Source organism: Providencia sp. PROV004, from assembly GCF_011045615.1.
Classification (GTDB): Bacteria; Pseudomonadota; Gammaproteobacteria; order Enterobacterales; family Enterobacteriaceae; genus Providencia; species Providencia rettgeri.
This window is the reverse complement of record NZ_CP042859.1, coordinates 3,031,507-3,058,184: the sequence shown is the minus strand read 5'-3', so window position 1 is coordinate 3,058,184 and position 26,678 is coordinate 3,031,507. Positions and strand designations below refer to the sequence as shown.

At 41.2% G+C, this 26,678-nt stretch carries 22 protein-coding genes; 9 read left to right on the top strand and 13 right to left on the bottom strand.

What is annotated here, in order from left to right:
- Positions 1–207: 207 nt before the first annotated feature.
- The 4 genes from FVA69_RS13865 (at position 208) to fdnI (ending at position 5,530) form a co-directional block, all read left to right on the top strand.
- The gene (locus FVA69_RS13865; RefSeq protein WP_004909715.1) at positions 208–531 is read left to right on the top strand and encodes a YnfA family protein; all 324 of its coding nucleotides are present in this window, start codon (positions 208–210) and stop codon (positions 529–531) included.
- A 404-nt stretch (positions 532–935) separates the two neighbouring features.
- Entirely contained in the window at positions 936–3,983 is a 3,048-nt protein-coding gene (fdnG, locus tag FVA69_RS13860) for a formate dehydrogenase-N subunit alpha (RefSeq protein ID WP_117162065.1), read from the top strand.
- Positions 3,984–3,993: 10 nt separating this feature from the next.
- The gene (gene fdxH / locus FVA69_RS13855; protein ID WP_164528965.1) at positions 3,994–4,881 is read left to right on the top strand and encodes a formate dehydrogenase subunit beta; all 888 of its coding nucleotides are present in this window, start codon (positions 3,994–3,996) and stop codon (positions 4,879–4,881) included.
- Positions 4,874–5,530 carry a formate dehydrogenase-N subunit gamma gene (gene fdnI, locus FVA69_RS13850; protein ID WP_004909726.1) on the top strand — a complete coding sequence of 219 codons (657 nt, stop codon included), beginning with the start codon at positions 4,874–4,876 and terminating at the stop codon, positions 5,528–5,530. The genes fdxH and fdnI overlap by 8 nt, the downstream gene beginning before the upstream one ends.
- Before the next feature lie 431 nt (positions 5,531–5,961).
- Here fdnI and FVA69_RS13845 read toward each other — a convergent pair whose 3' ends face one another.
- Positions 5,962–6,342, bottom strand: a complete 381-nt coding sequence (locus tag FVA69_RS13845) for a GNAT family N-acetyltransferase (protein ID WP_336431434.1) — start codon at positions 6,340–6,342, stop codon at positions 5,962–5,964.
- A gap of 2 nt (positions 6,343–6,344) precedes the next feature.
- Complete coding sequence (locus FVA69_RS13840) at positions 6,345–6,785, bottom strand: GNAT family N-acetyltransferase (RefSeq protein ID WP_004909731.1); 441 nt, start codon at positions 6,783–6,785, stop codon at positions 6,345–6,347.
- Between the two features lie 220 nt (positions 6,786–7,005).
- On the opposite strand from FVA69_RS13840, the gene agp reads away from it, so the two are divergent.
- Both agp and FVA69_RS13830 read left to right on the top strand, forming a co-directional pair.
- Positions 7,006–8,259, top strand: a complete 1,254-nt coding sequence (agp, locus tag FVA69_RS13835; RefSeq protein WP_109911081.1) for a bifunctional glucose-1-phosphatase/inositol phosphatase — start codon at positions 7,006–7,008, stop codon at positions 8,257–8,259.
- Between the two features lie 108 nt (positions 8,260–8,367).
- Positions 8,368–8,844, top strand: coding sequence for a GNAT family N-acetyltransferase (locus tag FVA69_RS13830; RefSeq protein ID WP_109911082.1), 477 nt, complete (start codon positions 8,368–8,370; stop codon positions 8,842–8,844).
- 195 nt (positions 8,845–9,039) lie between these two features.
- Here FVA69_RS13830 and FVA69_RS13825 read toward each other — a convergent pair whose 3' ends face one another.
- The 11 genes from FVA69_RS13825 to ttrS all read right to left on the bottom strand — a co-directional run bounded on the left by FVA69_RS13825 (position 9,040) and on the right by ttrS (position 21,529).
- A complete protein-coding gene (locus tag FVA69_RS13825) occupies positions 9,040–9,477 on the bottom strand; it encodes a universal stress protein (protein ID WP_004909739.1) in 438 nt (145 codons plus the stop codon).
- Positions 9,478–9,676: 199 nt separating this feature from the next.
- Positions 9,677–10,246, bottom strand: a complete 570-nt coding sequence (locus FVA69_RS13820; RefSeq protein ID WP_004255883.1) for a tetratricopeptide repeat protein — start codon at positions 10,244–10,246, stop codon at positions 9,677–9,679.
- Between the two features lie 563 nt (positions 10,247–10,809).
- Positions 10,810–11,217 (bottom strand): acyl-CoA thioesterase, encoded by a 408-nt coding sequence (locus tag FVA69_RS13815; protein WP_004909747.1) that lies wholly within the window; start codon positions 11,215–11,217, stop codon positions 10,810–10,812.
- Positions 11,218–11,441: 224 nt separating this feature from the next.
- Complete coding sequence (locus FVA69_RS13810) at positions 11,442–11,630, bottom strand: hypothetical protein (protein WP_004909749.1); 189 nt, start codon at positions 11,628–11,630, stop codon at positions 11,442–11,444.
- Positions 11,631–11,741: 111 nt separating this feature from the next.
- Positions 11,742–13,160: an NAD(P)/FAD-dependent oxidoreductase gene (locus FVA69_RS13805; protein ID WP_004909751.1), complete on the bottom strand. Its 1,419-nt coding sequence runs from the start codon at positions 13,158–13,160 to the stop codon at positions 11,742–11,744.
- Positions 13,161–13,432: 272 nt separating this feature from the next.
- Positions 13,433–14,221, bottom strand: a complete 789-nt coding sequence (locus tag FVA69_RS13800; RefSeq protein WP_164528964.1) for a PhzF family phenazine biosynthesis protein — start codon at positions 14,219–14,221, stop codon at positions 13,433–13,435.
- A gap of 157 nt (positions 14,222–14,378) precedes the next feature.
- Positions 14,379–15,908: a peptide MFS transporter gene (locus tag FVA69_RS13795; protein WP_004909757.1), complete on the bottom strand. Its 1,530-nt coding sequence runs from the start codon at positions 15,906–15,908 to the stop codon at positions 14,379–14,381.
- Between the two features lie 383 nt (positions 15,909–16,291).
- Entirely contained in the window at positions 16,292–17,518 is a 1,227-nt protein-coding gene (mdtG, locus tag FVA69_RS13790) for a multidrug efflux MFS transporter MdtG (protein ID WP_164528963.1), read from the bottom strand.
- Positions 17,519–18,045: 527 nt separating this feature from the next.
- Entirely contained in the window at positions 18,046–18,990 is a 945-nt protein-coding gene (locus FVA69_RS13785; RefSeq protein ID WP_004909761.1) for a Kdo(2)-lipid IV(A) acyltransferase, read from the bottom strand.
- A gap of 58 nt (positions 18,991–19,048) precedes the next feature.
- Positions 19,049–19,645 (bottom strand): tetrathionate respiration response regulator TtrR, encoded by a 597-nt coding sequence (ttrR, locus tag FVA69_RS13780; RefSeq protein WP_109911086.1) that lies wholly within the window; start codon positions 19,643–19,645, stop codon positions 19,049–19,051.
- A 126-nt stretch (positions 19,646–19,771) separates the two neighbouring features.
- Positions 19,772–21,529 carry a tetrathionate respiration histidine kinase TtrS gene (ttrS, locus tag FVA69_RS13775; protein ID WP_109911087.1) on the bottom strand — a complete coding sequence of 586 codons (1,758 nt, stop codon included), beginning with the start codon at positions 21,527–21,529 and terminating at the stop codon, positions 19,772–19,774.
- Positions 21,530–21,783: 254 nt separating this feature from the next.
- Here ttrS and ttrB point away from each other — a divergent pair, with 254 nt between their 5' ends.
- From ttrB to ttrA, 3 genes are read left to right on the top strand one after another with little or no spacing between them, the layout of a single operon-like run.
- Positions 21,784–22,521 carry a tetrathionate reductase subunit TtrB gene (gene ttrB / locus FVA69_RS13770; protein ID WP_109911088.1) on the top strand — a complete coding sequence of 246 codons (738 nt, stop codon included), beginning with the start codon at positions 21,784–21,786 and terminating at the stop codon, positions 22,519–22,521.
- Positions 22,503–23,549, top strand: coding sequence for a tetrathionate reductase subunit TtrC (gene ttrC / locus FVA69_RS13765; protein ID WP_109911089.1), 1,047 nt, complete (start codon positions 22,503–22,505; stop codon positions 23,547–23,549). Before ttrB ends, ttrC begins: the two co-directional genes overlap by 19 nt.
- Positions 23,542–26,616: a tetrathionate reductase subunit TtrA gene (ttrA, locus tag FVA69_RS13760; RefSeq protein WP_164528962.1), complete on the top strand. Its 3,075-nt coding sequence runs from the start codon at positions 23,542–23,544 to the stop codon at positions 26,614–26,616. Before ttrC ends, ttrA begins: the two co-directional genes overlap by 8 nt.
- Positions 26,617–26,678: the final 62 nt, after the last annotated feature.

Sequence of the window (26,678 nt, the reverse complement as noted above, 5' to 3'; positions counted from 1 at the left end):
TAAAAGCCTTAGCCTTTACTAGGGACGTGTTTTCTCCTTGATTGAGTTAGTGGATGCTTCCTTGGATGATTGCGCTGCAGAATGTATTTTTTGTCTTACCGATTGCAAGACGTATTTCACTGATATTAGTGAAAACCACATAACAGTGTTGATGAAATTTGCTAATATCAAGGTGAAATTTATGGGGACTATTTTGAATGGGTTTTTATGTCGATAAAAATTATTGCTTTATTCTTTATCACTGCGTTGGCTGAAATTGCAGGCTGTTACTTTCCTTATCTTTGGATGAAAAAGCAAGGTGGGGCTTGGCTATTGATCCCTGCGGCGTTAAGTTTAATGCTATTTGTCTGGTTATTGACATTGCATCCGGAAGCAAGTGGCCGAATTTATGCTACTTATGGCGGGATATATATTGCAACCGCATTAGTTTGGCTGAAAGTGGTTGATGGTGTGTCTCTTACCGTGACTGACTGGGTAGGTGCTCTAGTTGTGCTCCTTGGAGCAGGGATTATAATTAGTGGTTGGAAATAGACGATAGTGTTATCACGTCACCTTGAAAAAAAATATTTGTTTATTTTAAGATGACGTGCATTTAAGGCGATCACAAAATGATTCCTTTATGTTTATTTCATCAGATAAATACTAAATCTATATTTAAATTAAATTTAAAATTTATTTTTTCTAAAAAATAGACGTATTCTCTTTTACGAAATGTTAATTGAAATGGAATTTAACTAAAATAGTTTAAATGTAACATTTGATCTAAATCAATTTAACAATAAATACTCTATTGGTAGTAATTTTAATTGATGTTTAACTACTCAGTTAATATTAATTAAACTTTTATTTTCACTTTCATTGATTTTAGGCAATATCTAATCATATTAGGCTGCTATTCTCTCACCGATTTATACAAAAAATATAAAGAGGTAGCAATGAACGTTAGTCGCAGAAAGTTTTTTAAAATCTGCGCTGGCGGGATGGCAGGTACAACTGTAGCTGCGTTAGGTTTTATGCCTGGAATGGCAATAGCTAATGTACGTGAATATAAATTACTTCGCTCTAAAGAGACGCGTAATACTTGTACCTACTGTTCTGTCGGTTGTGGATTACTAATATATAGCATGGGCGATGGCGCCATGAATGCTAAATCCGCGATATTCCATGTCGAAGGTGACTCAGACCACCCGGTAAACCGTGGTGCTTTATGCCCTAAAGGGGCTGGTCTGCTCGATTATATCCAAAGCGAAAATCGTTTACGTTATCCTGAATATAGAGCACCAGGCTCTGATAAATGGGAGCGCATTAGTTGGGATGATGCCTTCACACGCATTGCACGCTTAATGAAAGATGACCGCGATGCGAATTTCATCGAAAAAAATGCTGAAGGAACAACAGTAAACCGTTGGTTATCAACAGGAATGCTTTGCGCATCAGCTGCCAGTAACGAAACGGGAATGTTGACACAAAAATTCGCCAGATCGCTAGGAATGCTAGCGGTTGACAACCAAGCGCGTGTCTGACACGGACCAACGGTAGCAAGTCTTGCTCCAACATTTGGTCGCGGTGCGATGACCAACCACTGGGTTGATATCAAAAATGCCGATGTTGTCGTCGTTATGGGCGGTAATGCTGCGGAAGCACACCCTGTTGGGTTCCGTTGGGCAATTGAGGCGAAAAATAATAATGATGCCACACTGATTGTCATAGACCCGCGTTTTACGCGTACCGCATCAGTTGCTGACCATTATGTCCCAATTCGTTCAGGTACCGATATTACCTTTTTATCGGGCGTTTTACTGTACCTGATTGAAAATCAAAAAATCAATGCTGAATATGTTCAGAACTATACCAATGCATCATTGATTGTTAGAGATGATTTTGACTTTAACGATGGCTTATTTAGTGGCTATGACGCTGATAAGCGTAGTTATGACAAAACCAGTTGGAACTATAAGTTTGATGAAAATGGTCACGCATTACGCGATGACACTTTACAAGACCCACGTTGCGTGTGGAATTTACTTCACAAACACGTATCACGCTATACGCCTGATATTGTTGAGCAAATTTGTGGAACACCAAAAGCAGACTTCTTGAAGGTTTGTGAAATTTTAGCCACAACAAGCGCGGCAGATAAAGCCGGGACTTTCCTGTATGCGTTAGGTTGGACACAACATACTGTTGGTGCACAAAATATTCGTACCATGGCCATGATCCAGTTACTGCTAGGTAACATGGGGGTTGCTGGTGGTGGCGTGAACGCGTTACGTGGGCACTCGAATATTCAAGGCTTAACAGATTTAGGGTTACTATCAACCAGTTTACCGGGTTACTTGACACTACCTTCTGAAAAACATCAGAACATTGATAGCTACCTTACTGCGAATACGCCAAAAGCGACATTGCCAAATCAGGTAAATTTCTGGAGCAACTATCCTAAGTTCTTTGTGAGTTTGATGAAGTCTTTCTATGGGGATTCCGCTCAAGCTGAGAACCAATGGGGTTATGACTGGTTACCTAAATGGGACCAAGCTTATGATGTGATGAAGTATTTTGACATGATGAGCAAAGACCAAGTGACTGGCTATATCTGTCAAGGGTTTAACCCAGTAGCGTCATTCCCTGATAAAAATAAAGTGGTTAGCTGCCTTAGTAAGTTGAAATACCTGATTGTTGTCGACCCGTTAGTCACTGAAACGGCTAATTTCTGGCAAAATCATGGTGAGATGAATGACGTTGATACAGCTTCGATTCAAACCGAAGTGTTCCGTTTACCATCCACTTGTTTTGCGGAAGAAGATGGTTCGATAGCCAACTCAGGCCGTTGGTTACAATGGCACTGGCAAGCGGCAGATGCTCCAGGTGAAGCGCGTAATGATGGCCAAATATTGACCGGTATTCTGTATAAAATCCGTGAACTGTATGAGAAAGAAGGCGGCCAAGGCCAAGATCCTCTGATGCAAATGAAATGGAATTATAAACAACAATTCCATCCGGAATCAGAAGAAGTGGCGAAAGAAAACAACGGTGTTGCACTGGTTGATCTTTATGATGCCGATGGCAATTTACAAGCGAAAAAAGGCGAACTACTCAGCTCATTTGCTTTATTGCGTGCAGATGGTTCAACGGCATCTTCTTGCTGGATTTACACTGGTAGCTGGACTGAGAAAGGCAACCAGATGGCAAATCGTGATAATAGCGACCCATCCGGTATCGGTAATACACTTGGTTGGGCATGGGCATGGCCTCTGAACCGCCGTGTGATTTATAACCGTGCTTCTTGTGACACCCAAGGTAAACCGTGGAATAAAGACCGCGTGCTTATCGAGTGGAATGGTAAAAAATGGGTCGGTAATGATATTCCTGACTTCAATGCTTCTGCTCCTGAAGTCGGAACTGGGCCATTCATCATGCAACCAGAAGGTTTAGGTCGTTTATTTGCTATCGATAAGATGGCTGAAGGGCCATTCCCTGAGCACTATGAGCCATTTGAAACACCACTTGGCACTAACCCGTTGCACCCGAATGTGGTTTCTAACCCAGCGGCGCGGATTTTTGATGAAGACAAGAAACGTCTTGGTGACCACAAAGATTTCCCTTATGTCGGAACCACATACCGTTTAACAGAGCATTTCCATACGTGGACTAAGCATGCTCGCTTGAACGCAATTGCTCAGCCTGAGCAATTTGTTGAGATCAGCGAAACATTAGCAAAAGCCAAAGGAATTGCGTTAGGCGATAAGGTCAAAGTCAGCAGTAAACGTGGGTTTATCAAGGCTGTTGCAGTTGTCACTCCTAGATTACAAACGCTGATGGTGGATGGCAAACCAATTGAAACAGTTGGACTACCTATTCACTGGGGCTTTGAAGGCGCGACTCAAAAAGGGTTTATCACCAATACGTTAACGCCGTCTGTCGGCGATGCTAACTCTCAGACACCTGAGTATAAGGCATTCTTAGTTAACATTGAGAAGGCGTAAGGGAGGGAACATGTCCATGCAATCTCAAGACATTATTAAACGTTCCGCGACCAATAGCATTACGCCTCCGCCACAAGCGCGTGATGATAAGCTTGAAGTCTGTAAGCTCATTGATGTGTCATCTTGTATCGGCTGTAAAGCTTGTCAAGTGGCATGTTCTGAGTGGAATGATATCCGTGACGAAGTTGGTCATTGCGTTGGGGTTTATGATAACCCAACGGATTTAAGCGCAAAATCGTGGACGGTGATGCGTTTTAGCGAAACCACTGAAATGGGTAAGCTAGAATGGTTGATCCGTAAAGATGGCTGTATGCACTGTACCGACCCTGGATGTTTGAAATCTTGCCCATCAGCTGGAGCAATCATTCAGTACGCAAATGGTATTGTGGATTTCCAATCAGAGCACTGTATTGGTTGTGGTTATTGTATCGCGGGTTGCCCATTCAACATTCCTCGGTTAAACCCGAAAGACAATCGAGTGTACAAGTGTACCTTGTGCGTTGATAGGGTGAGTGTTGGTCAAGAGCCAGCATGTGTGAAAACTTGTCCAACGGGGGCTATCCGTTTCGGCACGAAAAAAGAGATGTTGGAATACGGTGCAGAGCGCGTAACTAAATTGCAAAATCGGGGGTATGCGCAAGCGGGAATTTATGATCCTGAAGGTGTGGGTGGTACGCATGTTGTTTATGTGCTTCACCATGCTGACAAACCTGGACTGTATCATGGCCTGCCTAAAGACCCACAAATTGATACACCAATCAATCTGTGGCAGGGCATCTTGAAACCACTTTCTGTCGTTGGATTTATCGCGACCTTTGCAGGGTTGATTTTCCACTATGTGGGAATTGGTCCAAACAAAGAAGTGAGTGATGAAGAGGAGAAAGATGACCATGAGTAAGAAAAGCAAAATGATTGTGCGGACAAAGTTTATTGACCGCGCGTGTCACTGGACGGTTGTCATCAGCTTCTTCTTGGTTGCTTTGTCGGGGATCGCGTTATTTTTCCCAACATTGAAATGGTTGACGGAAACCTTTGGTACACCGCAAATGGGACGGATTTTACATCCCTTCTTTGGTGTGTTGATTTTCGTTGTGCTGATGTTTATGTTTGTTCGCTTTGTGAAACACAATATTCCAGATAAGCAAGACTTACCTTGGATTAAAAATATTGTCGAAGTATTGAAGGGTAATGAACATGAAGTGGCTGATGTAGGTAAATATAACGCCGGTCAAAAAATGATGTTCTGGAGCATCATGAGCCTGATTTTTGTGCTCTTGATAACTGGTATTATCATTTGGCGCCCTTATTTTGCACATTTATTCCCAATGTGGGTTGTGCGGTGGGGGTTGTTGATTCATGCCGTTGCTGCAATTGTATTGATCCATGCCATTTTAATTCATATGTACATGGCATTCTGGGTTAAAGGTTCAATCAACGGAATGATCGAAGGGAAAGTTAGCCGCCGTTGGGCGCGAAAACATCACCCTCGTTGGTACCGTGATGTAGAAGCGAAAGAAGCCAAAGCCGAAGCTGAAAGTAAAAAATAATTTACGCAGTAGGTGCTAAATAACATTAAGCCATCACATTGTGATGGCTTAGGTTGTTGACAAAGCGGGATAAAAGCGTGGTTTTTCCCACTTTGTGTTATCAGCCGAAAATCAATAAATTGATTTTCCTAATTTATTTTCAAAACCTATTAGATTTGCAGCTAAACATAATATGTTTGGCTGCAAATCTGAGCCATCACATTGTGATGGCTTTTTTGTGGGTATTTGGGCTTATATGGTTTCTTATTGATGAGATTTGTTTAAAAAGTCACTGGCCTTGATGCGATACAACACATGCTCTTGCAACCAATGGCCATCAGGGAGTGCTGGGTGATAAAAGTTATTTAGTTGTTTTATCATTCCTAGTCTTTTCATTACGGATTCTGATGGTGAATTAACCACTGCCGTAAATGCAACCAGTTCGGGCAGATTTAGTTTATCAAAAGCATATTCGATGACACGACTCGCTCCTTCAGTGTGGCATAGCCGTGGTGCCAATATTCCGGTAACAGACGCCAACTTAATTCGATACAAGGGGAAAAAGGTAAATTAGAGGCGGGAATATTTAAACCAATAAACCCAATGAATTGTCTATTGGATTTTAATTCAACAGCCCATAATCCCCATCCTCCTTGTTGAGCAAATTTATCTATGATGGCTTGCATAAATTGTGCATTTTGCTGCTCATTAAGCACAGAAGGAAAATAATGCATGACATCGGGATGGCTATTCATTTGGTAAAATGACTGTTTATCTTCTTCTTGCCACCCACGTAGCCGTAAACGTATTGTTTCTAACTCAATGATTTTCATGGCTACTTTTTATTAAGACGCATATGAAGAATAGGGAATGGATTACCTTCGCCGTCTAATTCAGAACGTGCATATTGTGTAAAACCCATATGTTGATAGAACCCGATAGCTTGAGGATTTTGTTCGTTAACATCCAACTCAGTAATGCCTAAGGTATCAATGGCATATTGAAGCAGTTTTTTCCCTGTACCTTGGCCTCTACTTTCTTGGGAAATAAACAACATTTCAAGGCGGTGTTTATCGCACCCTAGAAAACCGGTCATATTGCCTGCGCTATTGAATGTCACAAAAACAGCTAAATACGGCAAATAAATATCTTTGATAGCAATTTTTAGTTCAGCAATTTTTTCTTCAGTTAAAAAATGGTGAGTTGCTCTCACTGAAGACTCCCAAACACGAATAATATCATCATCGTGTGCACGTGTTGCGCTTTGGACTATCATTATATTATCTCCGTGTATTGATTGGAAAATCTTAACTGCTGGTTTTCTTCTGTCAATCGTTTGTTTTTAATTTACCTTAAGATTGTTTTTGAGATATTTATCGCAGAAAAAAAAGTCAACTTCGTCATTATTAGATAAGTTGCGGTGTGATTTTTCGCTAAGTTCTTTATATAGCGATGAACGTATTTTTCTTTGTTGCTTTAATTGTAGGGGTATATTAATGAAATATAAATTGCTAACTCTCTGTTTATCTACGGCATTATTAACACCTATTGCGCCTGTATTAGCGAGTACAGATAGCAAAACAGATATGGTTTTAGATCAAGTTTTAGTCCTTAGCCGCCATAATTTACGTACACCTATCGTAAATACCGGTATTCTTACTGAAGTGACTGATAAAAAATGGCCTGCATGGGATGCACAAAGTGGTTATCTCACTACTAAAGGCGGCGCACTTGAAGTCTACATGGGGCATTATTTTAGGGAGTGGATAGACCAAAACAAATTACTTGCAGATGAACTGTGTCCAACAAGTAATGAGGATGTATACCTTTATACAAATAGTCTCCAAAGAACGATAGCAACTGCCCAATTCTTTGCTGCAGGCGCATTTCCAGGATGCAAGGTAAGTATTCATCATCAGCCTGAAATTGGTAAAATGGACCCTGTTTTTAACCCAATTATTACCAATGCTTCCCCTGAATTTAAACAGCAGGCACTCGCTGAGATGGAACAATATTTTAAAGGGTTATCACTGACTGCGGGTTATGACGAATTAGATAGTGTTCTGAATATTAAAGATTCTCAGAAATGTAAAACAGACAAATTATGTAATTTAAATAACCAAAAAAACAGCTTTATTATTGAAGCTGAAAAAGAACCAGGCGTCAGTGGTCCATTAAAAATTGCGAATTCAGCGGTGGATGCGATAGACCTTCAATATTATGAAGGTTTTCCTGCTAATGAAGTGGCTTGGGGGCTTGTGAATACCCCTGAAAAATGGAAAAAACTGAATACGCTAAAAAATGCTTACCAAGAAACGTTATTTACGCCAAAAATCATTGCAAAAAATGTCGCACATCCAATACTCAATTATATCGATAAAGGCTTTGTTTCGGTCGATAAAGGAGAAACAGCAAAATTTATATTCTTAGTCGGTCATGACTCGAATATTGCGTCACTCATGTCAGCAATGGATTTTAAACCGTATCAATTACCAGAGCAGTATGAACATACCCCGATTGGAGGTAAATTAGTGTTCCAACGCTGGACAGATAAGCAAGCGAATAAAGATTTTATGAAAGTCGAATATGTTTACCAAACTGCAGACCAGCTTAGAGATAATACGTATTTATCATTACAAACACCGCCTAAACATGTCACATTAGAGCTAAAAGGGTGTCCAATTGATAAAAGCGGCTATTGTTCTTGGGAAGATTTTCAAAAAGTCATGGCGACAGCCTTAGAACAGTAATCACGGTATATTGATGCCCTACAAACTTGAGCGGGGCATCATTTTTTGGGAAGATAGCCAAATTATATATTGGGTTTATTAATATCTTATGTGGACAAAATAGTCACTATGCCTATTCAGTTTTTTCAGCTAAATCAAATTGCTACCGCAGATCTTATCGCATTAAATACTCATCCAGCTGTACTTGAACATATGCCTCTAGGCAGCAGCCATTTCGATGAACAGGCCTGCCAGCAGTGGGTTTCAGGAAAAGAGCTGCATTGGGAGCAACATGGCTATGGAGTATGGGCCATTATGATTGATGACCAATTTGCCGGCTGGGGAGGATTACAAAATGAAGCGGGTGATGCAGATTTAGCTTTAGTGTTACATCCTAAGTTTTGGGGAAAGGGAAAATCTATTGTTAAGAATATTATTAATAAAGCTTTTACATCACTGAAGGTTGAGTCAGTTACAATACATTTACCGTTAACACGCAAGAAAGTATCCGCGATTTTACGTTATGGTTTTACTGAAGAACGCATTGTTGATTTTGATGGTATTCCTTTTAAACGCTTTAGATTAAGCCATTCATCAGTTTTATAGCATAAAAAAACCCCGCTAAAAAAGCAGGGCGTGAAAATCACGAAAATGTTTATGAGCCTTTAATTTACCCTAAATGAACACATAAATAGCCCTATAAAGTGTATGTCTTTGCTGTTTTTTGTAACAATCATTAAGGCTAAACCTTTTGTTTGTAAAATGTGTTTGCTTAAGCTCCAAATAGCACTTTAGTCTTTATTATCTAACCACTAATACACTAGTTTTTGCATAACGAACTACTGAGGCGGCATTAGAGCCCAGCAAATAGGTTGACATACTCGGGCGGCGTGAACCTAATAGAATAATATCGGCGTTGATATCTTCTGCGGTTGCCAAAATTTCGTCTTTAACAGAACCAACGGTTGCTTTCGCCTTTATTTTATCTGCAGGGATATCAAATAGTTTAATTTTTTCTTTTAATTCTGTAAGGATAATTTCAGCTTGTTTTTCGTCGTCAGGGAAGTCTCCTGGTAAGATGGTGCCACCATAGCGTAAATAGTTTGAAATTGGTGCGGTTACGGCAAGAAAGTGCACTGTTGCATCATTCAATTTTTGTAGCGAATTAACATGAGGAACTAATAAGTTAGTGAGAGCATCTTCGGTTACATCGATCGGAACTAAGATTGTATTGTACATAATATCTCCCTTTCTCTTTTATATTATAAGTTTAGAACAATATCATACATTGTGAAATTGATTATTAATAGTAATGAATTTATTGGTGGAAGGGTGTGAGCAAGTAGCCGTAATAAGATTTTTCATCAAAAAAAGAGGGGAGCCTGATGCCATTATAATGAATAACATCAGGTAAAATGCAGGAAATATTGGGGTAGATTTATTTTTTTACGCAAGCTTCTTTTAAGCCAGCTTTGCAGGCTTGAGCTAGATATTCAGCTGCAGATTTTTCATTGATTTCAATTCCCTCTCCACTTTCTAGCATTTTACCGACTTGGTATTGTGCGGGTGGAAATTTTTTATCAGCAGATTTTTTGAACCACTCAAAAGCCGTAATATAATTTTGTTTTACACCAATACCTTGATAGTAAAACTGGCCCATATAATTTTGGGCTTCAACATTGCCTTTATTGGCTGATTTTTCGAATAGATCCATGGCTGTTTCAAGGTTGGCCTCAACGCCATTACCATTTAAATACATGTCCCCTAAAAACAACTGAGCATCAGAATTGCCCTTATTCGATGCCATCGTTAACCATTTTTTTGCTTTACCATAGTCCTGTTTAAGCTCGTTACCAAGGTAATAGCCAATTCCTAACATGACTTGCGCTTTTATATCGCCTTTTTGCGCTTCTTGCTCGATACGTTTGATAGTTTCTTTGGGAACCGCAGCGACACTTAGGTTAATTGAAAAGGCACATAAAATAATAAATGAAAGAATTCTAAGCATAATTTGATATCTTATTTTAGCGTTGTTTATTTCTATTTTTAATAAAATGTCTCAATGAGATTTATTACCAACAAAGTATATTACATAAAGAAAAGTTTACATCAAAATACGTAATATAAAATAAGCTATAAGCCTGAGGGGTTTACGCATTTTTAGAGTTATTGGCATCATCTATACTCTACGATTTTAATTTAAAAATATCAATATATAATAAAAATATACAATATATTAGGGTATGGGATTTCCTATCTTTTAGCTACGTTATGTGTTTGTTGTAACAAGATATTAATAAGAGAAATGATTAAGAAGTCATGCCAGGCAGATGAAAAGATAAGGGAATGGAATATTAATTGATATTTTAAGTGTGGTTTAAGGCGTTAGGGTGATTATTTTATAAAAACATTTAATACGAATAAATTTTCGATATAAAACACATCAGAAGTGAGAAAAGTGAATTAAATAAGGGCGGCTGATGTGTTATTAGAAAGGTGTGAATTAAAGTTTACAGAATTCGCACCTTTAGCAATATAAACAAAACCTTTATGTTGATGGCTTAAAAAAGCTTATGACTCAAATAGTGGGGTAGGTTTACCATTGTCATCAATTGCAACAAAATTAAACTGGCCATGTATCACTTCTTCACGACCTTCTGAATACATATCTTCTAAAAAAATCGATACATTGACCGTCAAACTGGTTCTTCCAACTCGAATGACTTTACCCACCAACTCAACAATGGTTCCTGAAGGGATTGGATGAGTAAAATTAATTTTTTCAGTGGAGACCGTAACAAGGCGCTTACGGCTAAAACGTGTTGCGGTAATAAAAGAAACTTCATCCATCCAAGCGAGAGCAGTACCGCCAAATAGGGTGCTGTGGTGGTTAGTTGTTGTTGGAAATACCACTTTAGATACGCGAGAAATGGATTGCTCAATTTTTTGTGTGATGACATCGTCAGCGATGGAACTCATGGTCTACCTTACAATTGTTACTTAGTATGCTAGTAATTGTTAAAAGCAATAATGTTAAAAGCTAAGTGTAATACTCATTTCAAACTAATTCAGCAATAAATGTGAAGTGAATCGTTCCGGCAGGGAAATTTTTGAGAATGTCAGCTGTAGATAAAATCAGAAGAGGGAATATTAAAGGCCCAGAGTTCAAATTATGAGCTTTTAAATTCTAATGAGGCATGGAATTAATTATCTAAATACTCTGCACTCATACGAACAGCTTTTGCGATAGAACCATCTAAAACAGGGGCTGCAATTTGTGGTTTGTTGTTATCAGCAATCATGTCCTCTAATTGCCCTACGGTGTAACTTTTTTCAGCGAAAGCTGTGGCACTTAACAGTGAAATTGCTATTGCCAATAGTGATTTATTCATAATCACTCCATTTGATTTAAGTTTCGAATATTAAGCAATAGAGCCACAATAGGTAATAAAAAAACCCTTCATATTGAAGGGTTTTTTGTGAGCAAATTTTACAAACAAGTATTAACTAAATCTGTATAGACTAAATGGTTTCACATTCAGTGAGGGTTCTTTGCCTAATAACAAGTCAGCGGTGAGCTCGGAAGAAACAGGACTTTCTGTCATTCCCCAGCCTGTCGCAGTATTGATAACTAGACCTGGGTATTCATTGACTTGAGAAATGATTGGGTGCTCATCTGGTGCGATGGCCATAGCACCACTCCATTGGTCAATCAATTTAGAATCCTTAAATGCAGGGAATTCTGTTTTTAATTTTTCAAATGATGCATTCAGCTCAGGCAAGTCAGGTAATGCAGTCATATTTCTGTGTTTTTCGAATGGTGAAACTTCATCCATTTTCCAGCTTGTTGGTTCAGTAAATGAATTAATTAACTGTTCATTTAATGAAATATGGACAGGGAAATCTGGCATCGACAGCAGTGGAATGTATTTGTAGCCATAGACGAAGGAATCTTTAACAACCGGAGCAACAATCACGCGAGGAGATGTTGCGTAGGTACCATCCGCTTGTTCACGGAAGAAAATATTGCCTGGTAAAGCAACGTTACCACCTGGCGCAGTTGGTGAACCGGTGATCAGTTGCTGAGATTGATAAGCTGGTAATGTTGGGACATCAACGCCTAAGTTTTGCATAAACAGTCTTGACCAGACACCACCTGCAACAACAACACGCGAGGTTTTAATAGGCCCTTTCTCGGTGACGACATCAGAAATAACGCCTGCTTGTGTTTCTAAGCCTCTAGCAGCACAGTTAGTGTAAATTTTGATACCTAATTTTTTCGCGTAATCTGCCATGACGAAGGTCGCAATTTCAGCATCTAAGCTACCGGAGTCTTCTTCAAAACCTGCGATAGTCCATTTAGATTGTGCACCATTTAAGCGCTGGTTGAGTTCTGCGCCTTCAATGATGCGTGTTTTGAATGGAATATCTGAACCGACGTTTTTACTGCGAGTATCAATCCATTCTCTAACATTAACAAGATCTTCTTCATCGAACGGTACTTCAACGCGCCCTTGAGTACGATAGCTTGTATCTGCACCGACTTTCGCGTTCATCTCTCTCCAACGTTGTTTGCCTAAGTGGTGGAGTAAGAAGGTTTCATCTGGCATTTTATAAGTGATGACTTGGCCATAGAAGCGGGATGATTGTTCGCCTGCAATATTACCTTTTTCAACAATAACAACATCTAAACCGCGCCCAACCAGCTCAATTGCTGTCATAATTCCTAGAATTCCAGCACCAATAACAACGACGTCAGCTTGCTGTGGTAGAGGACCTTCTGTTCCTGCGACAAAACCATGTCGCGGTTTACCAGGAACAAATCGACCTTCACGCGTTAACATTGGAGTTAAAATTCCGGCCCCTGCAGCAACGGCAACAACGCCACCACCAATCAAAAATTTTCTTCTAGTAATAGCCATCTTATAAAGTTCCTTATATCGAATGAGTTTTTCACTATTGACCAAAGCTTCAATTAGAAATATTTATAATTGTAATTATATCTTTAATAATGATTATGATTGTAAACTAAATTGAGCTGGAATTAAAATTTTTAGTTAAATGTTAAAAAAATTTTTTTCTAATATGAAATGGGCGCCAATATTTCAAGAAAAATAATGGCGCTGGCGGAATTGAAGTAGGAGAAACAGGCAGGAAAAAATGGCTTTTATTCTAGTTTATTGATTTATAAAACTTAAATTAGGATTTGGCCTGTTAGAAACAAAACGGCGTTACCTGTTAGTTTTACTCGACCAGAGGCTAGCTCGCAATGAACTACTCCTTCGCGTGATGATATTTGATGGCCAACTAACTGCACTTTATTTAGCCGATTTGCCCATATTGGTGCAATAGCACAATGTGAAGTGCCTGTTACAGGGTCTTCATCAACCCCTTTTGCAGGGGCAAAATAACGAGAAACAAAGTCATAATCGCTATTAGCACTTTCTGCTGTAATTGTTAATCCAGGTAGAGAAAGCTGTGAAAGCTTTAGCATATCCGGCTGGCAGTTTTGAACGAGTTCTGCACCTTCAAGAAAACACAGGTAACGGTCTTTCGCTATCCAAAGCTCTTTGATTTTGATTCCAAGGATGTCAGCGAGGTGTGGGTATTGGTCTGGATGACTTTGTACAGATTCAATAATTGGAAAATCGAGTGTAAACCCTTGGGCATTTTGTGTCACAACCAACTCACCTGATAAAGAGCTAAATGTTAAAGGATGAATGTTTTGTTGGAGCACATGGTTTAACACAAAGGCTGCGGCAAGTGTTGCATGACCACATAATTTTACTTCGACTTTAGGGGTGAACCATCGAATATGGCGGCCGACTAAAAATGCGGTTTCTGACAAATTAATTTCTGCGGCAATTGCAATTAGCTGTTCATCTGATAACCAATTATCGAGTAATACAACCGCTGCGGGATTACCGTGAAAAAGGGTATCTGTAAAAGCATCAACATAGTAAATGGGAGCAGAAAGGCTCATTATAGGGTTTCCAAGAGTCATTATGGGATGATGAAAGGCCAGTATAACGCCTATTTTATGAAATATAATAGGCAAATTATTAATAGGCTAATGAAGCTGGGGGGAGATCCGGTAGCGTGTGGGTTGCTACCGGATAAAAGACAATTAATCCGCGTTATTAAGCATTTGCTTCATTTTTGTCTGCATTTTTGAGCATTTTCCTGACAGGGATAATCAACGCTGCCAATACGACCGCACAGATGACCAGCGCAATAGAGACATGGGAGAATAGCTCAGGCATTGAATCCAATTGGTCTTTACGGATGTTACCACCCATGATACCTGCGGCAAGGTTACCCAACGCACTCGCACAGAACCATAACCCCATCACTTGACCACGCATTTTTTGTGGTGCGAGCAAAGTCATTGTTGCCAAGCCGATAGGGCTCAAGCACAGTTCTCCTAATGTCAGTAATAAGATACTGCCAACTAGCCAGAAAGGGGAAACGCCACTTTGTGTTGCAAGCACTTGGTTTGCTGCCACCATCATGATAGCAAAGCCACCTGCAGCAAATAAGATACCAATCACGAACTTGGTCATGCTGCTTGGGTTCATATTACGTTTAGCCAGAGAAGGCCAGAACCAGCTAAATACTGGGGCTAACAATATAATGAACAACGCATTAATTGATTGGAACCAAATGGTTGGGATTTCAAAACTGCCCATTTGGCGGTCAGTATAGTCGCGAGCAAAGATATTAAATGAAGTCGGTTTTTGCTCAAAAGCGGACCAGAAGAATGCGGCTGCAATCAGTAAAATTAAGCAAGCCAGTAAGCGAGAACGCTCGCTACTGTTTAAACCGCCAAGGAAGAACATAAATAAGAAATAGATGCCCACACAGGTCGAGATAACATAAGCAGAGCTTTTCGCGATGATTGAGGCATTAAATGGAATCGTACCATTATCAATCAAGACAACCAGTATGGCCAATAATACCATGGCAAAGGTTACCCATTTCCCCACGTTTTTGCGCTCAACTGTTGGGCGGTTCCATGTGGAATCAAGGCCAACTTCTTTATCATAGCGGCGCATTTGAGGAATGGCGTAAAAACGGAAAATTAACAGGGCAATTAGCATTCCTAAGCCACCAAGGCCAAAACCTAAATGCCAGCCATATTTTTCATGAAGTGGACCAATAATTAACGGGGCAATAAATGAACCCATGTTAATACCCATATAGAACAGAGAGAAACCGCCATCACGACGTGTATCTTCTTTCTTATACAGCGTTCCTACCATCACAGTAATACAGGTTTTAAATAACCCTGTACCTAATACGATGAGTAATAAACCAACGAAAAAGAAGGTATTTGATAAAAAGGCAGACATTGCGATGGATAAATGGCCAAACGCAATAATTAATGAGCCGTACCAAACCGCGCGGCGCTGGCCTAACCAGTTATCGGCTAACCAACCACCCGGCAACGAGGTGATATAAACCCCACCAGCGAAAATACCGACAATAGCGGAAGCTTGTTCAATAGGTAATTCCATTCCACCTTGTAATAATGCCGCACTCATAAATAGAATAAGTAACGGTCTAACTCCGTAAAAAGAGAAGCGTTCCCACATTTCTGTGAGGAAAAGCGAACTCAATGGGTATGGATGCCCAAAAAAAGTTTTTGTTTTAGTCGCAGAATTGTTCATCTGTGAACTCCCATAAATACTCTCTTGAGAGGTTGTGCATGATATAAAACACCAAGCCGTGCGCTTGAATGTCAATTGTTATTGATATGTTAACACAAGCGTGTGAAACATATTTTTAACATACATTATTATAGAATCACCTATATACAGAATGAATTTATTGTAAAAGGTGTGCTTTTAAGGTGAAAAGTCGATATAACTCTCATTTCTCACGATAAGCTAGGGGAAGATACAGGATTTTAGTTGACAATAAAAGAAAGAATTTTGAATCGATTAAATTGTTTAAAATCAATTGCTTGAGGTTGTAAAATTTTAATTTTAAGCAAAGTGAGACAATAAAGCGTATAAATCATCAGGTTTTTGTACAAAAAATAGCAAGGGGGTTATTGGCCGGACGGGGAAGCGCGTAGACCATCGGATTGGCGCCGGATAACTAACCATGAATAAATTAAGTTGAAGAGAACTAACGCCGCAGTGAAAAAGAATACGGCTCTGAAACCATAGGTGGCAGCGACAAAGGAGCCCATTAAAGGCCCTGTCACGTTTCCAACATCGCGTAATGCTTGGTTATAGCTGAAAATACGCCCAGTCACTTGGTGAGAAATATTATAGATAATTAACGTTTGTACCGCAGGTAATAGTGCTGCATTTAGTGCCCCAAGCATAAATCGGAGAAAGCCTAACTCCCAATAACTACTTACCAACCCCATTGGGAATAATACAAAAATAGATGCGCCCAGCACGGCGAGTAAAACTTTTTCAGGGCCTATTCGGTCACTGAGTTTACCTAACATGGGCGCACTGATTAAAGCCGCAACACCGGGAATGGAGGCTATTACACCACTGACAAAGGCGAGGTTTTCTAAAGAATCAGATAGATCCCGAACATAGAGGGTGATCACGGGGTTGATTGACCCCATCGCAGCTTGAATGATCATCGTGGTGAAAAACAAGCTAATGACTAAATTCTTATTGCGTAGTGAGGCAAATACTTGCTTGCTGGACAATGCATCTTTGCGCGAAACCGGCGTGAAGCGTTCTCTAACATAAAAGAGCGTGACAAAAAAGCAAATAAACAGCACCGTTGCTGTAATAAAAAAGACGGGGCGTAAGCCATATTGGTCAGCAAGAAAACCGCCGATTAATGGGCCAATAAGTGCGCCACTGACCGCACCAGTCGCAAGGACGCCCATAGCCCAGCCGCTTTTTTTCACGGGAATTTGAGTTGCAATCAACGCGTTAGCATTAGGAACAAAGCCACCCAATAAACCTAATATGGCTCTTAAGGCTAATAATTGCCAAATATTCTGCGCAAAGCCGATTAACACCATGACAATCGCCATGCCCAGCGCGGATCGCAATAGCATTAATTTTCGCCCTTTGCGATCGGATAATCTCCCCCAAAATGGAGCGGCAATGGCAGAAAATAAAAAGGTGATACTAAAAACGGCACCAGTCCATAAATTCAACGAAGCATGGTCTTTGACACCAAGTTCTTCAATATATAACGGGAGAAAAGGCATGATCAGGCTAAAGGCGGCACCTGTTAAAAAACAGCCGAACCACACGACGTATAGGTTACGTTTCCAATACTCTGTTTTTCCCGTCATAATTTTCCCGTTATATTCAGTTCTACAGCGTTGTTGGCCTCATTCAGCTACCCAAGTCACTTTTCCCGTCATATTCAGTTCTACAGCGTTGTTGGCCTCATTCAGCTACCCAAGTCACTTTTCCCGTCATATTCAGTTCTACAGCGTTGTTAGCTTCATTCAGCTACCCGAGTCACATACTTATGTATGCTCCTCGGGATATCTTCATTTTGCCGCCTAGCTGTAGACCCGACTATTTAGGGAAAACAGTATGAAAAACAACAAGAAAAACATCATAAAAAATAGTTGAAAAATCACGCCATATAGAGAGAACAGTATAAAAAACAGCAAGAAAAGCATCATAAAAAACAGTTGAAAAATCACGCCATATTTAGAGAAAACAGCATAAAAAATAGCAAGAAAAACATCATAAAAAGCAGTTGAAAAATCACGCCATATTTAGAGAAAACAGTATAAAAAACAGCAAGAAAAGCATCATAAAAAATAGTTGAAAAATCACGCCATAATTTATCTGATTACGTTAATCATTAATGATGGATTTTGTCTAAATCCCCGTATAACGAAGGTTCCCCTTCAGGGCGTGTTTTAAAACGGCGGTGTAGCCACATATATTGTTCTGGCGCCCTGAGGATTTCTTTTTCGATAATTTGGTTCATCATGGTTGCGGTAGCCACATTATCTTCAATTGGGAAATCATCAATGGCAGGTTGAATGATCAATTCATAACCTTTACCGTTAGGTAAACGCCTTGGGGTAAAAGGCACCACTAAAGGGGAAGCCAGGCGTAAAATAATTTGTGAACCATTGGTTGTCGCTGCATTTTCTACAGCGAATAAAGGTGCAAATGTACTATTGCGTGGGCCGTAATCATGGTCGGGGGCATACCATAAAATTTCCCCATTTTTTAAGTCGCGTACCATGCCTTTCATATCTTTGCGATCCAACATATATTTATTGGAACGTAACCGCCCACGGGTTTGTAACCAATCAAGCAGGTCATTATCATTGGCGCGATACACACCAATACCCGGGTTTAACATACCAAAGGCACGCGCACCTATTTCCAAGGTTAGAAAATGAACGCCGAGCGCGATAATCCCTCTGCCAGTTTGGCGGGCTGCAACGGCATTTTCTTCCCCAATGACTTTGACCCAGCGACGAACGCGCCAATCAGGCCAAAACCAAGCCATACCCGTTTCAAATAAGCCCATGCCGACAGATTCAAAGTTTTTGTCTATGCAACGCTGCCGTTCCTGCTCACTCATCTCTGGAAAGCATAATTGCAAATTTCGTTCTGCGACTTTCACCCGCTTTTTCAAAAAGCGCTTGGAAAACAAACCTAAACGAGTTCCCATCCAATAAATGACAGGATAAGGCAATAAAACAAGAAGATATAATACGCCAATACCTAGCCAAGTTAGCCAGTAACGAGGATGGAGGAACCGTTTTTGAAATTTTGGAGCTAGTATCATTATTATCCGAATATATTAGTCATAAATTAATAAAAAGGCATGATTAAACTATATCAAATTATTCGTTTAAAGCGTTAACTGCCTGCATGGTGCTCATTAACTCAGCTAAGTTGCGAACAGCCATTTTCTCCATGACACGAGACCGATGAACTTCAACGGTGCGCACAGAAACACAGGCTGCCTCAGCAATTTCACGGTTAATTAAGCCTTGCAACACATAGCCACAGATATCTTTTTCACGAGGCGTGAGCGTTTCATAGCGCTGTTTAATTAAATACCCTTCAGTGGCTTTCGTGGTTTGTGAGCGAGCTTGCTCTAAGGTCTTAGCAAGCTGTTGGCTATCAATGGGTTTTTGTAGAAAATCAACGGCACCCAGTTTCACTTGTTCTACCGCCATCGGGATATCCCCATGGCCAGACAAAAAGATCACGGCTAATGTGCTGTGTTGTTCCCTCAGGTATTGGTGAACTTGTCGCCCGTCTAATTTAGGCATGCGCATATCCAATAACACCACACCTTCTTGGTGTAATGCCGCATTTTGGATAAATGCTTCACTGTCATTCCAAACGGTAACGCTATAGCCCAATGTTTCTAGTAAGAATTGGCAGGCATCCGTCACATCGGGGTCATCATCCACGAGATGGATCACTGGCATACATATACCTCGTCGTGTAGAGGGTGACAAAATAGGGTGCTTTATGTAATGAGCATTGATTATCGTAATAAAGCCATTGTCACATATAGTTAATGTGAATGTTATCAATTACGTGGCAAAACATGCTCAATCCACGATTTTATTGTGATAATTGAAAATGAGAGTGACCATTAGGCCATGTAATCCATCATCACTCAGGTTATTTTCGATACGAATATCGCCACCTTGGCTTTGGATCAAACGCTGGCAAATCACTAAACCTAACCCTAAACCTTCTTTTTTAGTCGTAGTAAATGGTGTGATACCTTGCTCTAATTGACCCGCAGGCATACCTCCGGCATTGTCCTGCAAGACAAGTAAAAAATGCTGCTGTGAAAAATGAAACTCGAAACGCAGTAGGGTTGCCCCCGCTTGTAAACTGTTGCTGATTAAATTGGAAAGTAATTGCTCAAGTAACGTATCAGGCAACATCAGGGAGATGTCAGGCGTTTCAGGTAAAATTAACTTTGCATCGGGGTAGTGTTGGTCTGCACGCAATAATTGCCAAATATGATTAATGGCCTGTTTAACTGATTGTTGGCTCAAGGTGACTGCCGGGTCAAGACTTGGTTTACCCGCCCAGAGGCGTAAATTACGAATGATATCGGCTCCACGTTGAGCTTGGTCATCGATTTTTGTTAATGCGTTAATTAATGGGTGGCTTTCAGACTCTTTAGTCAGGCGTAGAATACACCCTTGGGCATAGTGGCGGATTGCAGACAGGGGTTGATTCAATTCATGAGCAAATCCAGAAGCCATTTCCCCCAAAATATTTAACCGCTGTGCCTTTTGTAAATTGGCTTCTTGTTCTCGTAAGCGGTTATGCGCTTCTTCTAATTGGCGGCTACGGCGCCTAACCAAAAAGGCAATCCAAACATGATTAATGCCAAGTAACACAAAAAATAACGCGACAAGGCTAAGAGTGATTTGGTTTTGAATGGTCCAACTGACGATATCTTGCCAGATTTGACGTTGTTGCGGGTGTTGGTTAACGTCCCTGAGCAAGGTTTCAACTTGAGTCACCGAGGCCGGAGCTCCCCAACGCATGGCGGCTTTATCGGTTGATAATAATGTCTTGGTGACTTTGTCGACTAAATTATCCGGCACTTCACTTAAGGCAGCAAAAGACCAGTTTGGATACAGTTCTGTGCTAGTTAAACAAGAGAGAGAGCTTGGATGTTGAATTAGTGGGCGAAATTGTGTTTTATCAATCAGCCCTTCGCTATGCATATTTTCTAATAAACAGACAGGAACAATTGCCGCAGATAATGAATCATCACGCAGTGCATATAATAATGCATCAGCAGGAAAGCCTAAAAATTGCATCTTAAAGTCTTTAGCCGCATCGTAGCCCATATCCCTTAACACTTTGTAACCTAATAAATAGCCACCAAAAGCATCTGGCGAGATAGCGCCGACTTTTTTGCCAATTAGGTTTTTAACTTCTGATATATCACTGTCTTTGCGAACTAATATTAAGCTGCCAATAACATTACGCGTCGTGCTGTTGGGCTCCACATCAGAACGAAGGGAGAGCAACCAACGTAAATGATAGCGGTTATCTAACTGAATAAATTGGGCAGGATTCGTCAGTAAAAAATCAATCTTACGGTTGGAAATTGCTTCTTTCATTTCATCTAAATTGAGTGGTTGTAACGTAAAACGTTCCCCAGGAATCGACTCATTGAGTGTGTCAATAAGTGGTTGCCAATGAGATTGGGTGGAACTCGGTCCACGCAAGGCTAATACTCCGATAGTCCATTGTGCCGAAATTGCAGGCAAAGACCACGTCAGTAGCATGATTAATAGTATGTGATACAACGGCCTAGGCGATTTTTTTAACATATTTGAGTTATTCGTTGCGTTAGATCAATTTAGCTACGGGTATGTGGTAAACCACAATAGGGCGGCGGCTCCACACTTCTTACAATGGCACTACACGTTTTATCAAGATAACTCATTTGGTTTAAAGAGAAATAACAATTCCACGGGTTATCTTAACGAGACTGTACCCATTGTCAATAACGCATGTAATACAAATAACATATTGATTAATAACTTTTATTTTCGCATTAGCAATGTCAGTACTGGAGCCAATTATGGATCTGAGTAAACGAAAATTTCTACAACAAATTGGGGCGGTGACTGCGGGAGCTTCGTTAATTCCTATCGCAGAAGCTGGGCTCAGTTTTTCCCCGACACGCCGAGAAGGCAACCCAGAAAAACGTTATGGAATGTTGATTGATTTACGCCGTTGTATTGGTTGCCAATCTTGCACAGTAAGCTGCTCGGTTGAAAACCAAACCCCACAAGGCCAATTTAGAACGACAGTGAATCAATATCAAGTTGCAGTGAAGGGCGAAGAAGGTTTTACCAACGTATTATTACCTCGCCTATGTAACCACTGTGATAACCCTCCTTGCGTACCGGTATGTCCAGTTCAAGCGACTTTCCAACGTGAAGACGGCATTGTTGTCGTTGATAACGAACGCTGTGTTGGTTGTGCTTACTGCGTACAAGCGTGCCCATACGATGCTCGCTTTATCAACCACTCTACGCAAACCGCCGATAAATGCACATTTTGCGCTCATCGCTTAGAAGTGGGGTTATTGCCAGCTTGTGTTGAATCTTGTGTGGGGGGCGCACGCATTATTGGGGATTTAAAAGACCCGAACAGTACTATTCGTAAAATGCTGACAGAGCACGAAGCTGAAATCAAAGTCCTCAAACCGGAAAATGGCACATTACCTCAAGTTTTCTATATCGGTTTAGATGACGCATTCGTGCAGCCGCTACAAGGCAAAGGGCAGCCCGCATTATGGCAGGAGGTGTTCTGATGAATGGCCAAGTAACTTATATTTCAGAAGTCATGGCTCAGCCACAAGAATTCTTTTGGCTTCCTTGGGCGGTACAATATTTCTTCTTCATAGGAATTGCTGCTTGCGCGGTACTGTACGCTTGTTATCTTCATTGGAGAAATAAACCTGAAAACAGTCGCTTAGAGATGATTGCAGTATTTATTGCTATCACGATGGGTATTACCGCTCCATTAGCATTAACCGCAGATTTACACCAAACCGCAAGGGTATGGCATTTCTACGCGCATCCAACAATATGGTCTTGGATGTGGTGGGGGTCTGTGTTACTGCCATTATTCACTACATTTATTGGTTTATATTTTGTCGCATTAGTGGTGAAACTGATTTGGAAAAAAGAGTTTAAAGCAACACGTTGGGTGGCGTTGTTGGCTGCACTTTCAGCGATAGGATTATTGTTATATACCGGCCGTGAAGCCTCAGTATTAAATGCTCGCCCAATTTGGTATAGCTGGTGGATACCAGTATTGATGTTCCTCAGTGCGCTACAAGTATTACCTGCATTGATTAACTTAGGAGCACGCCGTGAACCTCAATATCAAAACCGCTTAGCACGCTTCCAAGTTGTGACATTATTGCTGTTCGCCGTTTGTTTTGCGCTATGGCTCTCAGGTGATACCACCTCAGGTATTGCAGTACGTCAACAGTTAGATACAGCAAGCCCTGGGTGGTGGATGTTGATGGGAGTTTGTGCATTGTGGGTAATCACTTTTGCGATGTCCGTCAGTAATTTAAAAGCGAATCGCTCGGTTGCATATATCACTGTTCTCGCTTTAATTTCAATGGCTTTTGCTTGGACGATACGTTGGATTTTCCTGATGGAAGTTCAAGCGGTACCAAAATATAACATTATCGCTAACCCATACCATTTCCCATTGGGAACAGACGGATTACTGGCAATTGTCGGCACATTCGGTTTATGGATTGCATTAACAATTATTGTTCGTGAAGGTGTTCGCTGGTTTGCGAGGAGAGTGCAACATGGCTAAATTCTCAAGACGTCAATGGCTTAAAGGTGGTTTGGTTGTCGGTGGTATCGCATTATTTGGTGCAAGCTACCGTGATGTGGCCAAACGTGCAGTCGATGGTCTGGTTAATGGTACGTCAGGTAAAGTCACTCTTGATAGGCTCAATGGTAACTCTTTACGTCCTGAAGGACAGGCACTGAAAGGTTGGCAAGAAAACTCAGAACAAGTGGTTGCGATGACGCAATGTTTTGGTTGTTGGACTCAGTGTGGTATTCGTGCTCGCGTTGATACAGCGAAAAATGAAGTATTGCGTATTGCGGGGAACCCTTATCATCCACTATCTCATGAAGAGCATTTTCCGTATGGCATGCCGCTGAAAACGGCATTTAACAAAATGAGTGGGGAATCAGGCCTTGAACACCGTTCGACTGCCTGTGCTCGAGGTGCGACGTTAATGGAAGGCTTAACAAGCCCATTGCGTATTCTCGAACCGATGAAACGTGTTGGCAAACGCGGGGAAGGTAAATGGGAGCGCATCAGTTTTGAACAATTAATAAAAGAAGTGGTTGAAGGGGGCGATTTATTTGGTGAAGGGCATGTGGATGGCTTACGGGCGATCCGTGACTTAGAAACGCCTTTAGACCCATCCCAACCAAAACTGGGACCAAAAGCCAACCAATTATTAGTGACCAATGCAGGTGACGACGGCCGTGATGGTTTTATCCGTCGCTTTGCACAAAATGCCTTTGGTAGTAAAAACTTTGGAGCTCACGGTTCGTATTGTGGATTGGCTTATCGTGCCGGTTCCGGTGCATTGATGGATGATTTGGACAAAAACGCCCACGTCAAACCCGATTGGGATAATGTTCGTTTCGCACTGTTCTTAGGCACATCGCCTGCGCAATCAGGTAACCCATTTAAGCGCCAAGGCCGTCAATTGGCGACTGCGCGTTTACGTGATTCATTTAACTATGTGGTGGTTTCGCCTGCATTACCATTAACAACGACTTTAGCAAATGACCACGGCCACTGGGTCCCAGTACAGCCGGGTACTGACGCTGCGTTAGTGATGGGGATGATCCGTTGGATCATTGAAAATGAGCGTTACAATGCCAAATACCTCAGTGTGCCAAGTGAAAAATCCATGGAAGCGATGGGGGAGAAAAGCTGGACTAACTCAACACATTTAGTCATTACGGATGATAACCACCCATTAGCTGGCAAATTGTTAATTTCTTCTTATATCACAGGAGAAGGTGACGATGAGAAAGCCTATTTAGTACAAGATGCCTCTGGCGAATTAAAACTGGCAAACGAAGTTCCAACTGCTGAATTGTTTGTGACACGCCAAGTGACTTTGCACGATGGCAGTGAAGTGACGGTTAAATCCAGCTTCCAGTGTCTTAAAGAAGCCGCAAATCGCATGACTTTGGAAGAATATAGCCAGCGCTGTCATGTCCCAGTAAAAACCATTGAATCACTGGGTAAAGCATTAACGTCTTATGATAGAAAAGCCGCAGTTATTTCCCATGGCGGTATGATGGGCGGTAATGGTTTCTACACTGCATGGTCAGTTATCATGCTTAACGCATTGATTGGTAACTTAAACTTGAAAGGCGGTGTTTCTGTTGGTGGTGGTAAATTCAACGGAGAAAACGATGGGCCACGTTACAAAATTGCCAGCTATAAAGGTAAAGTGAAACCTAAAGGTGTGGTGTTATCACGTAGCAATGAAGTGTATGAAAAATCAGATGAATTCAAAGCGCGTCAGGCGGCAGGTGAGAACCCATATCCTGCAAAAGCCCCTTGGTACCCGTTTGCCAAAGGTCAACTAACAGAACAGTTAGCATCCGCCTTGATGGGGTATCCTTATGCACTGAAAGCGTGGATCACCAATATGACTAACCCTGTATATGGTATCGCAGGTATTCGTCAGGTGATGGAAGAAAAACTGAAAGACCCTAAACACTTGCCGCTGATTATAGGTATTGATGCCTTTATGAATGAAACCACGGCATTGGCAGATTACATCGTGCCGGATACCCATAATTTCGAAAGTTGGGGGTTCAGTGCACCATGGTCTGGTGTGCAGGTCAAAGCCAGTACGGCACGTTGGCCGATTGTTGAGTCACGCACGGCTAAAACAGCAGATGGCCAGCCAGTTTCGATGGAGAGTTTCTGTATCGCTGTAGCAAAAGAACTTAATTTACCGGGCTTTGGTGATAACGTGATTGAAGATATGGATGGCAACATGCATTCACTCAATACAGCTGAAGACTATTACTTAAGAGTTGCTGCAAATATGGCATGGCTAGGGGAAAAACCAGTTCCTGAAGCCGCAACAGAAGATATCCAAATCAGTGGCGTGGAGCGCATTTTACCAGCGATTACGCGTACGTTAAAACCAGAAGAAGTTCGCCGTGTTGCCTATATTTTCACAAGAGGAGGCCGTTTTGCTCCGTATGAAAAAGCCTGGGATGGCGATGCAACAGGACCTCAATGGAAAAAAGGCTTACAAATTTGGAATCCAACGGTGGCAATCAATCGACATGCCATAACGGGTGAGCGTTATAGTGGTTGCCCAACTTACTATCCACCACGTATGGCAAATGGCGATGATGTGAATACGGTATTCCCAGAACAAGAGTGGCCGTTGAAACTGATGTCATTTAAATCCCATGTCATGAGCAGTTCAACGACAGTCATTGAACGTCTACGCCATGTGAAACCAACGAATCTTGTTGCTTTGCATCCCGATGATGCAGCAAAAATGGGTGTCAAACATGGCGATTGGATCCGGATCACCACACCGGGTGGCCATGCTGAAGCCCAAGTGAGTGTTCTTGATGGTGTAATGCCTGGGGTACTTGCGATTGAGCATGGTTATGGGCACACCGAAATGGGGGCGAAACAGCATTATCTGGATGGCCAACCAATGCCAATGAATGAGGCAAATGGTTCAGGAATTAACTTAAATGACCTTGGGTTTGCTGACCCAACACGTGAAGTCGCCAACACGTGGTTAGACTGGGTTTCGGGGGCATCGGTACGCCAAGGATTACCTGCTCGCATTGAGTTAATTGGTTAAACGAAGTAGTAAGGATGGTTAGTGATGGGGACCTGCATAGCTTCATTATTAACCATCTGGTT

Bases quoted from the DNA above. Each gene is read 5' to 3' on its own strand.
- FVA69_RS13865 (WP_004909715.1), top strand. From the start codon at position 208: ATGTCGATAAAAATTATTGCTTTATTCTTTATCACTGCGTTGGCTGAA.
- fdxH (WP_164528965.1), top strand. From the start codon at position 3,994: ATGTCCATGCAATCTCAAGACATTATTAAACGTTCCGCGACCAATAGC.
- fdnI (WP_004909726.1), top strand. From the start codon at position 4,874: ATGAGTAAGAAAAGCAAAATGATTGTGCGGACAAAGTTTATTGACCGC.
- FVA69_RS13845 (WP_336431434.1), bottom strand. From the start codon at position 6,342: ATGAAAATCATTGAGTTAGAAACAATACGTTTACGGCTACGTGGGTGG.
- FVA69_RS13840 (WP_004909731.1), bottom strand. From the start codon at position 6,785: ATGATAGTCCAAAGCGCAACACGTGCACACGATGATGATATTATTCGT.
- agp (WP_109911081.1), top strand. From the start codon at position 7,006: ATGAAATATAAATTGCTAACTCTCTGTTTATCTACGGCATTATTAACA.
- FVA69_RS13830 (WP_109911082.1), top strand. From the start codon at position 8,368: ATGCCTATTCAGTTTTTTCAGCTAAATCAAATTGCTACCGCAGATCTT.
- FVA69_RS13825 (WP_004909739.1), bottom strand. From the start codon at position 9,477: ATGTACAATACAATCTTAGTTCCGATCGATGTAACCGAAGATGCTCTC.
- FVA69_RS13820 (WP_004255883.1), bottom strand. From the start codon at position 10,246: ATGCTTAGAATTCTTTCATTTATTATTTTATGTGCCTTTTCAATTAAC.
- FVA69_RS13815 (WP_004909747.1), bottom strand. From the start codon at position 11,217: ATGAGTTCCATCGCTGACGATGTCATCACACAAAAAATTGAGCAATCC.
- FVA69_RS13810 (WP_004909749.1), bottom strand. From the start codon at position 11,630: ATGAATAAATCACTATTGGCAATAGCAATTTCACTGTTAAGTGCCACA.
- FVA69_RS13805 (WP_004909751.1), bottom strand. From the start codon at position 13,160: ATGGCTATTACTAGAAGAAAATTTTTGATTGGTGGTGGCGTTGTTGCC.
- FVA69_RS13800 (WP_164528964.1), bottom strand. From the start codon at position 14,221: ATGAGCCTTTCTGCTCCCATTTACTATGTTGATGCTTTTACAGATACC.
- FVA69_RS13795 (WP_004909757.1), bottom strand. From the start codon at position 15,908: ATGAACAATTCTGCGACTAAAACAAAAACTTTTTTTGGGCATCCATAC.
- mdtG (WP_164528963.1), bottom strand. From the start codon at position 17,518: ATGACGGGAAAAACAGAGTATTGGAAACGTAACCTATACGTCGTGTGG.
- FVA69_RS13785 (WP_004909761.1), bottom strand. From the start codon at position 18,990: ATGATACTAGCTCCAAAATTTCAAAAACGGTTCCTCCATCCTCGTTAC.
- ttrR (WP_109911086.1), bottom strand. From the start codon at position 19,645: ATGCCAGTGATCCATCTCGTGGATGATGACCCCGATGTGACGGATGCC.
- ttrS (WP_109911087.1), bottom strand. From the start codon at position 21,529: ATGTTAAAAAAATCGCCTAGGCCGTTGTATCACATACTATTAATCATG.
- ttrB (WP_109911088.1), top strand. From the start codon at position 21,784: ATGGATCTGAGTAAACGAAAATTTCTACAACAAATTGGGGCGGTGACT.
- ttrC (WP_109911089.1), top strand. From the start codon at position 22,503: ATGGCAGGAGGTGTTCTGATGAATGGCCAAGTAACTTATATTTCAGAA.
- ttrA (WP_164528962.1), top strand. From the start codon at position 23,542: ATGGCTAAATTCTCAAGACGTCAATGGCTTAAAGGTGGTTTGGTTGTC.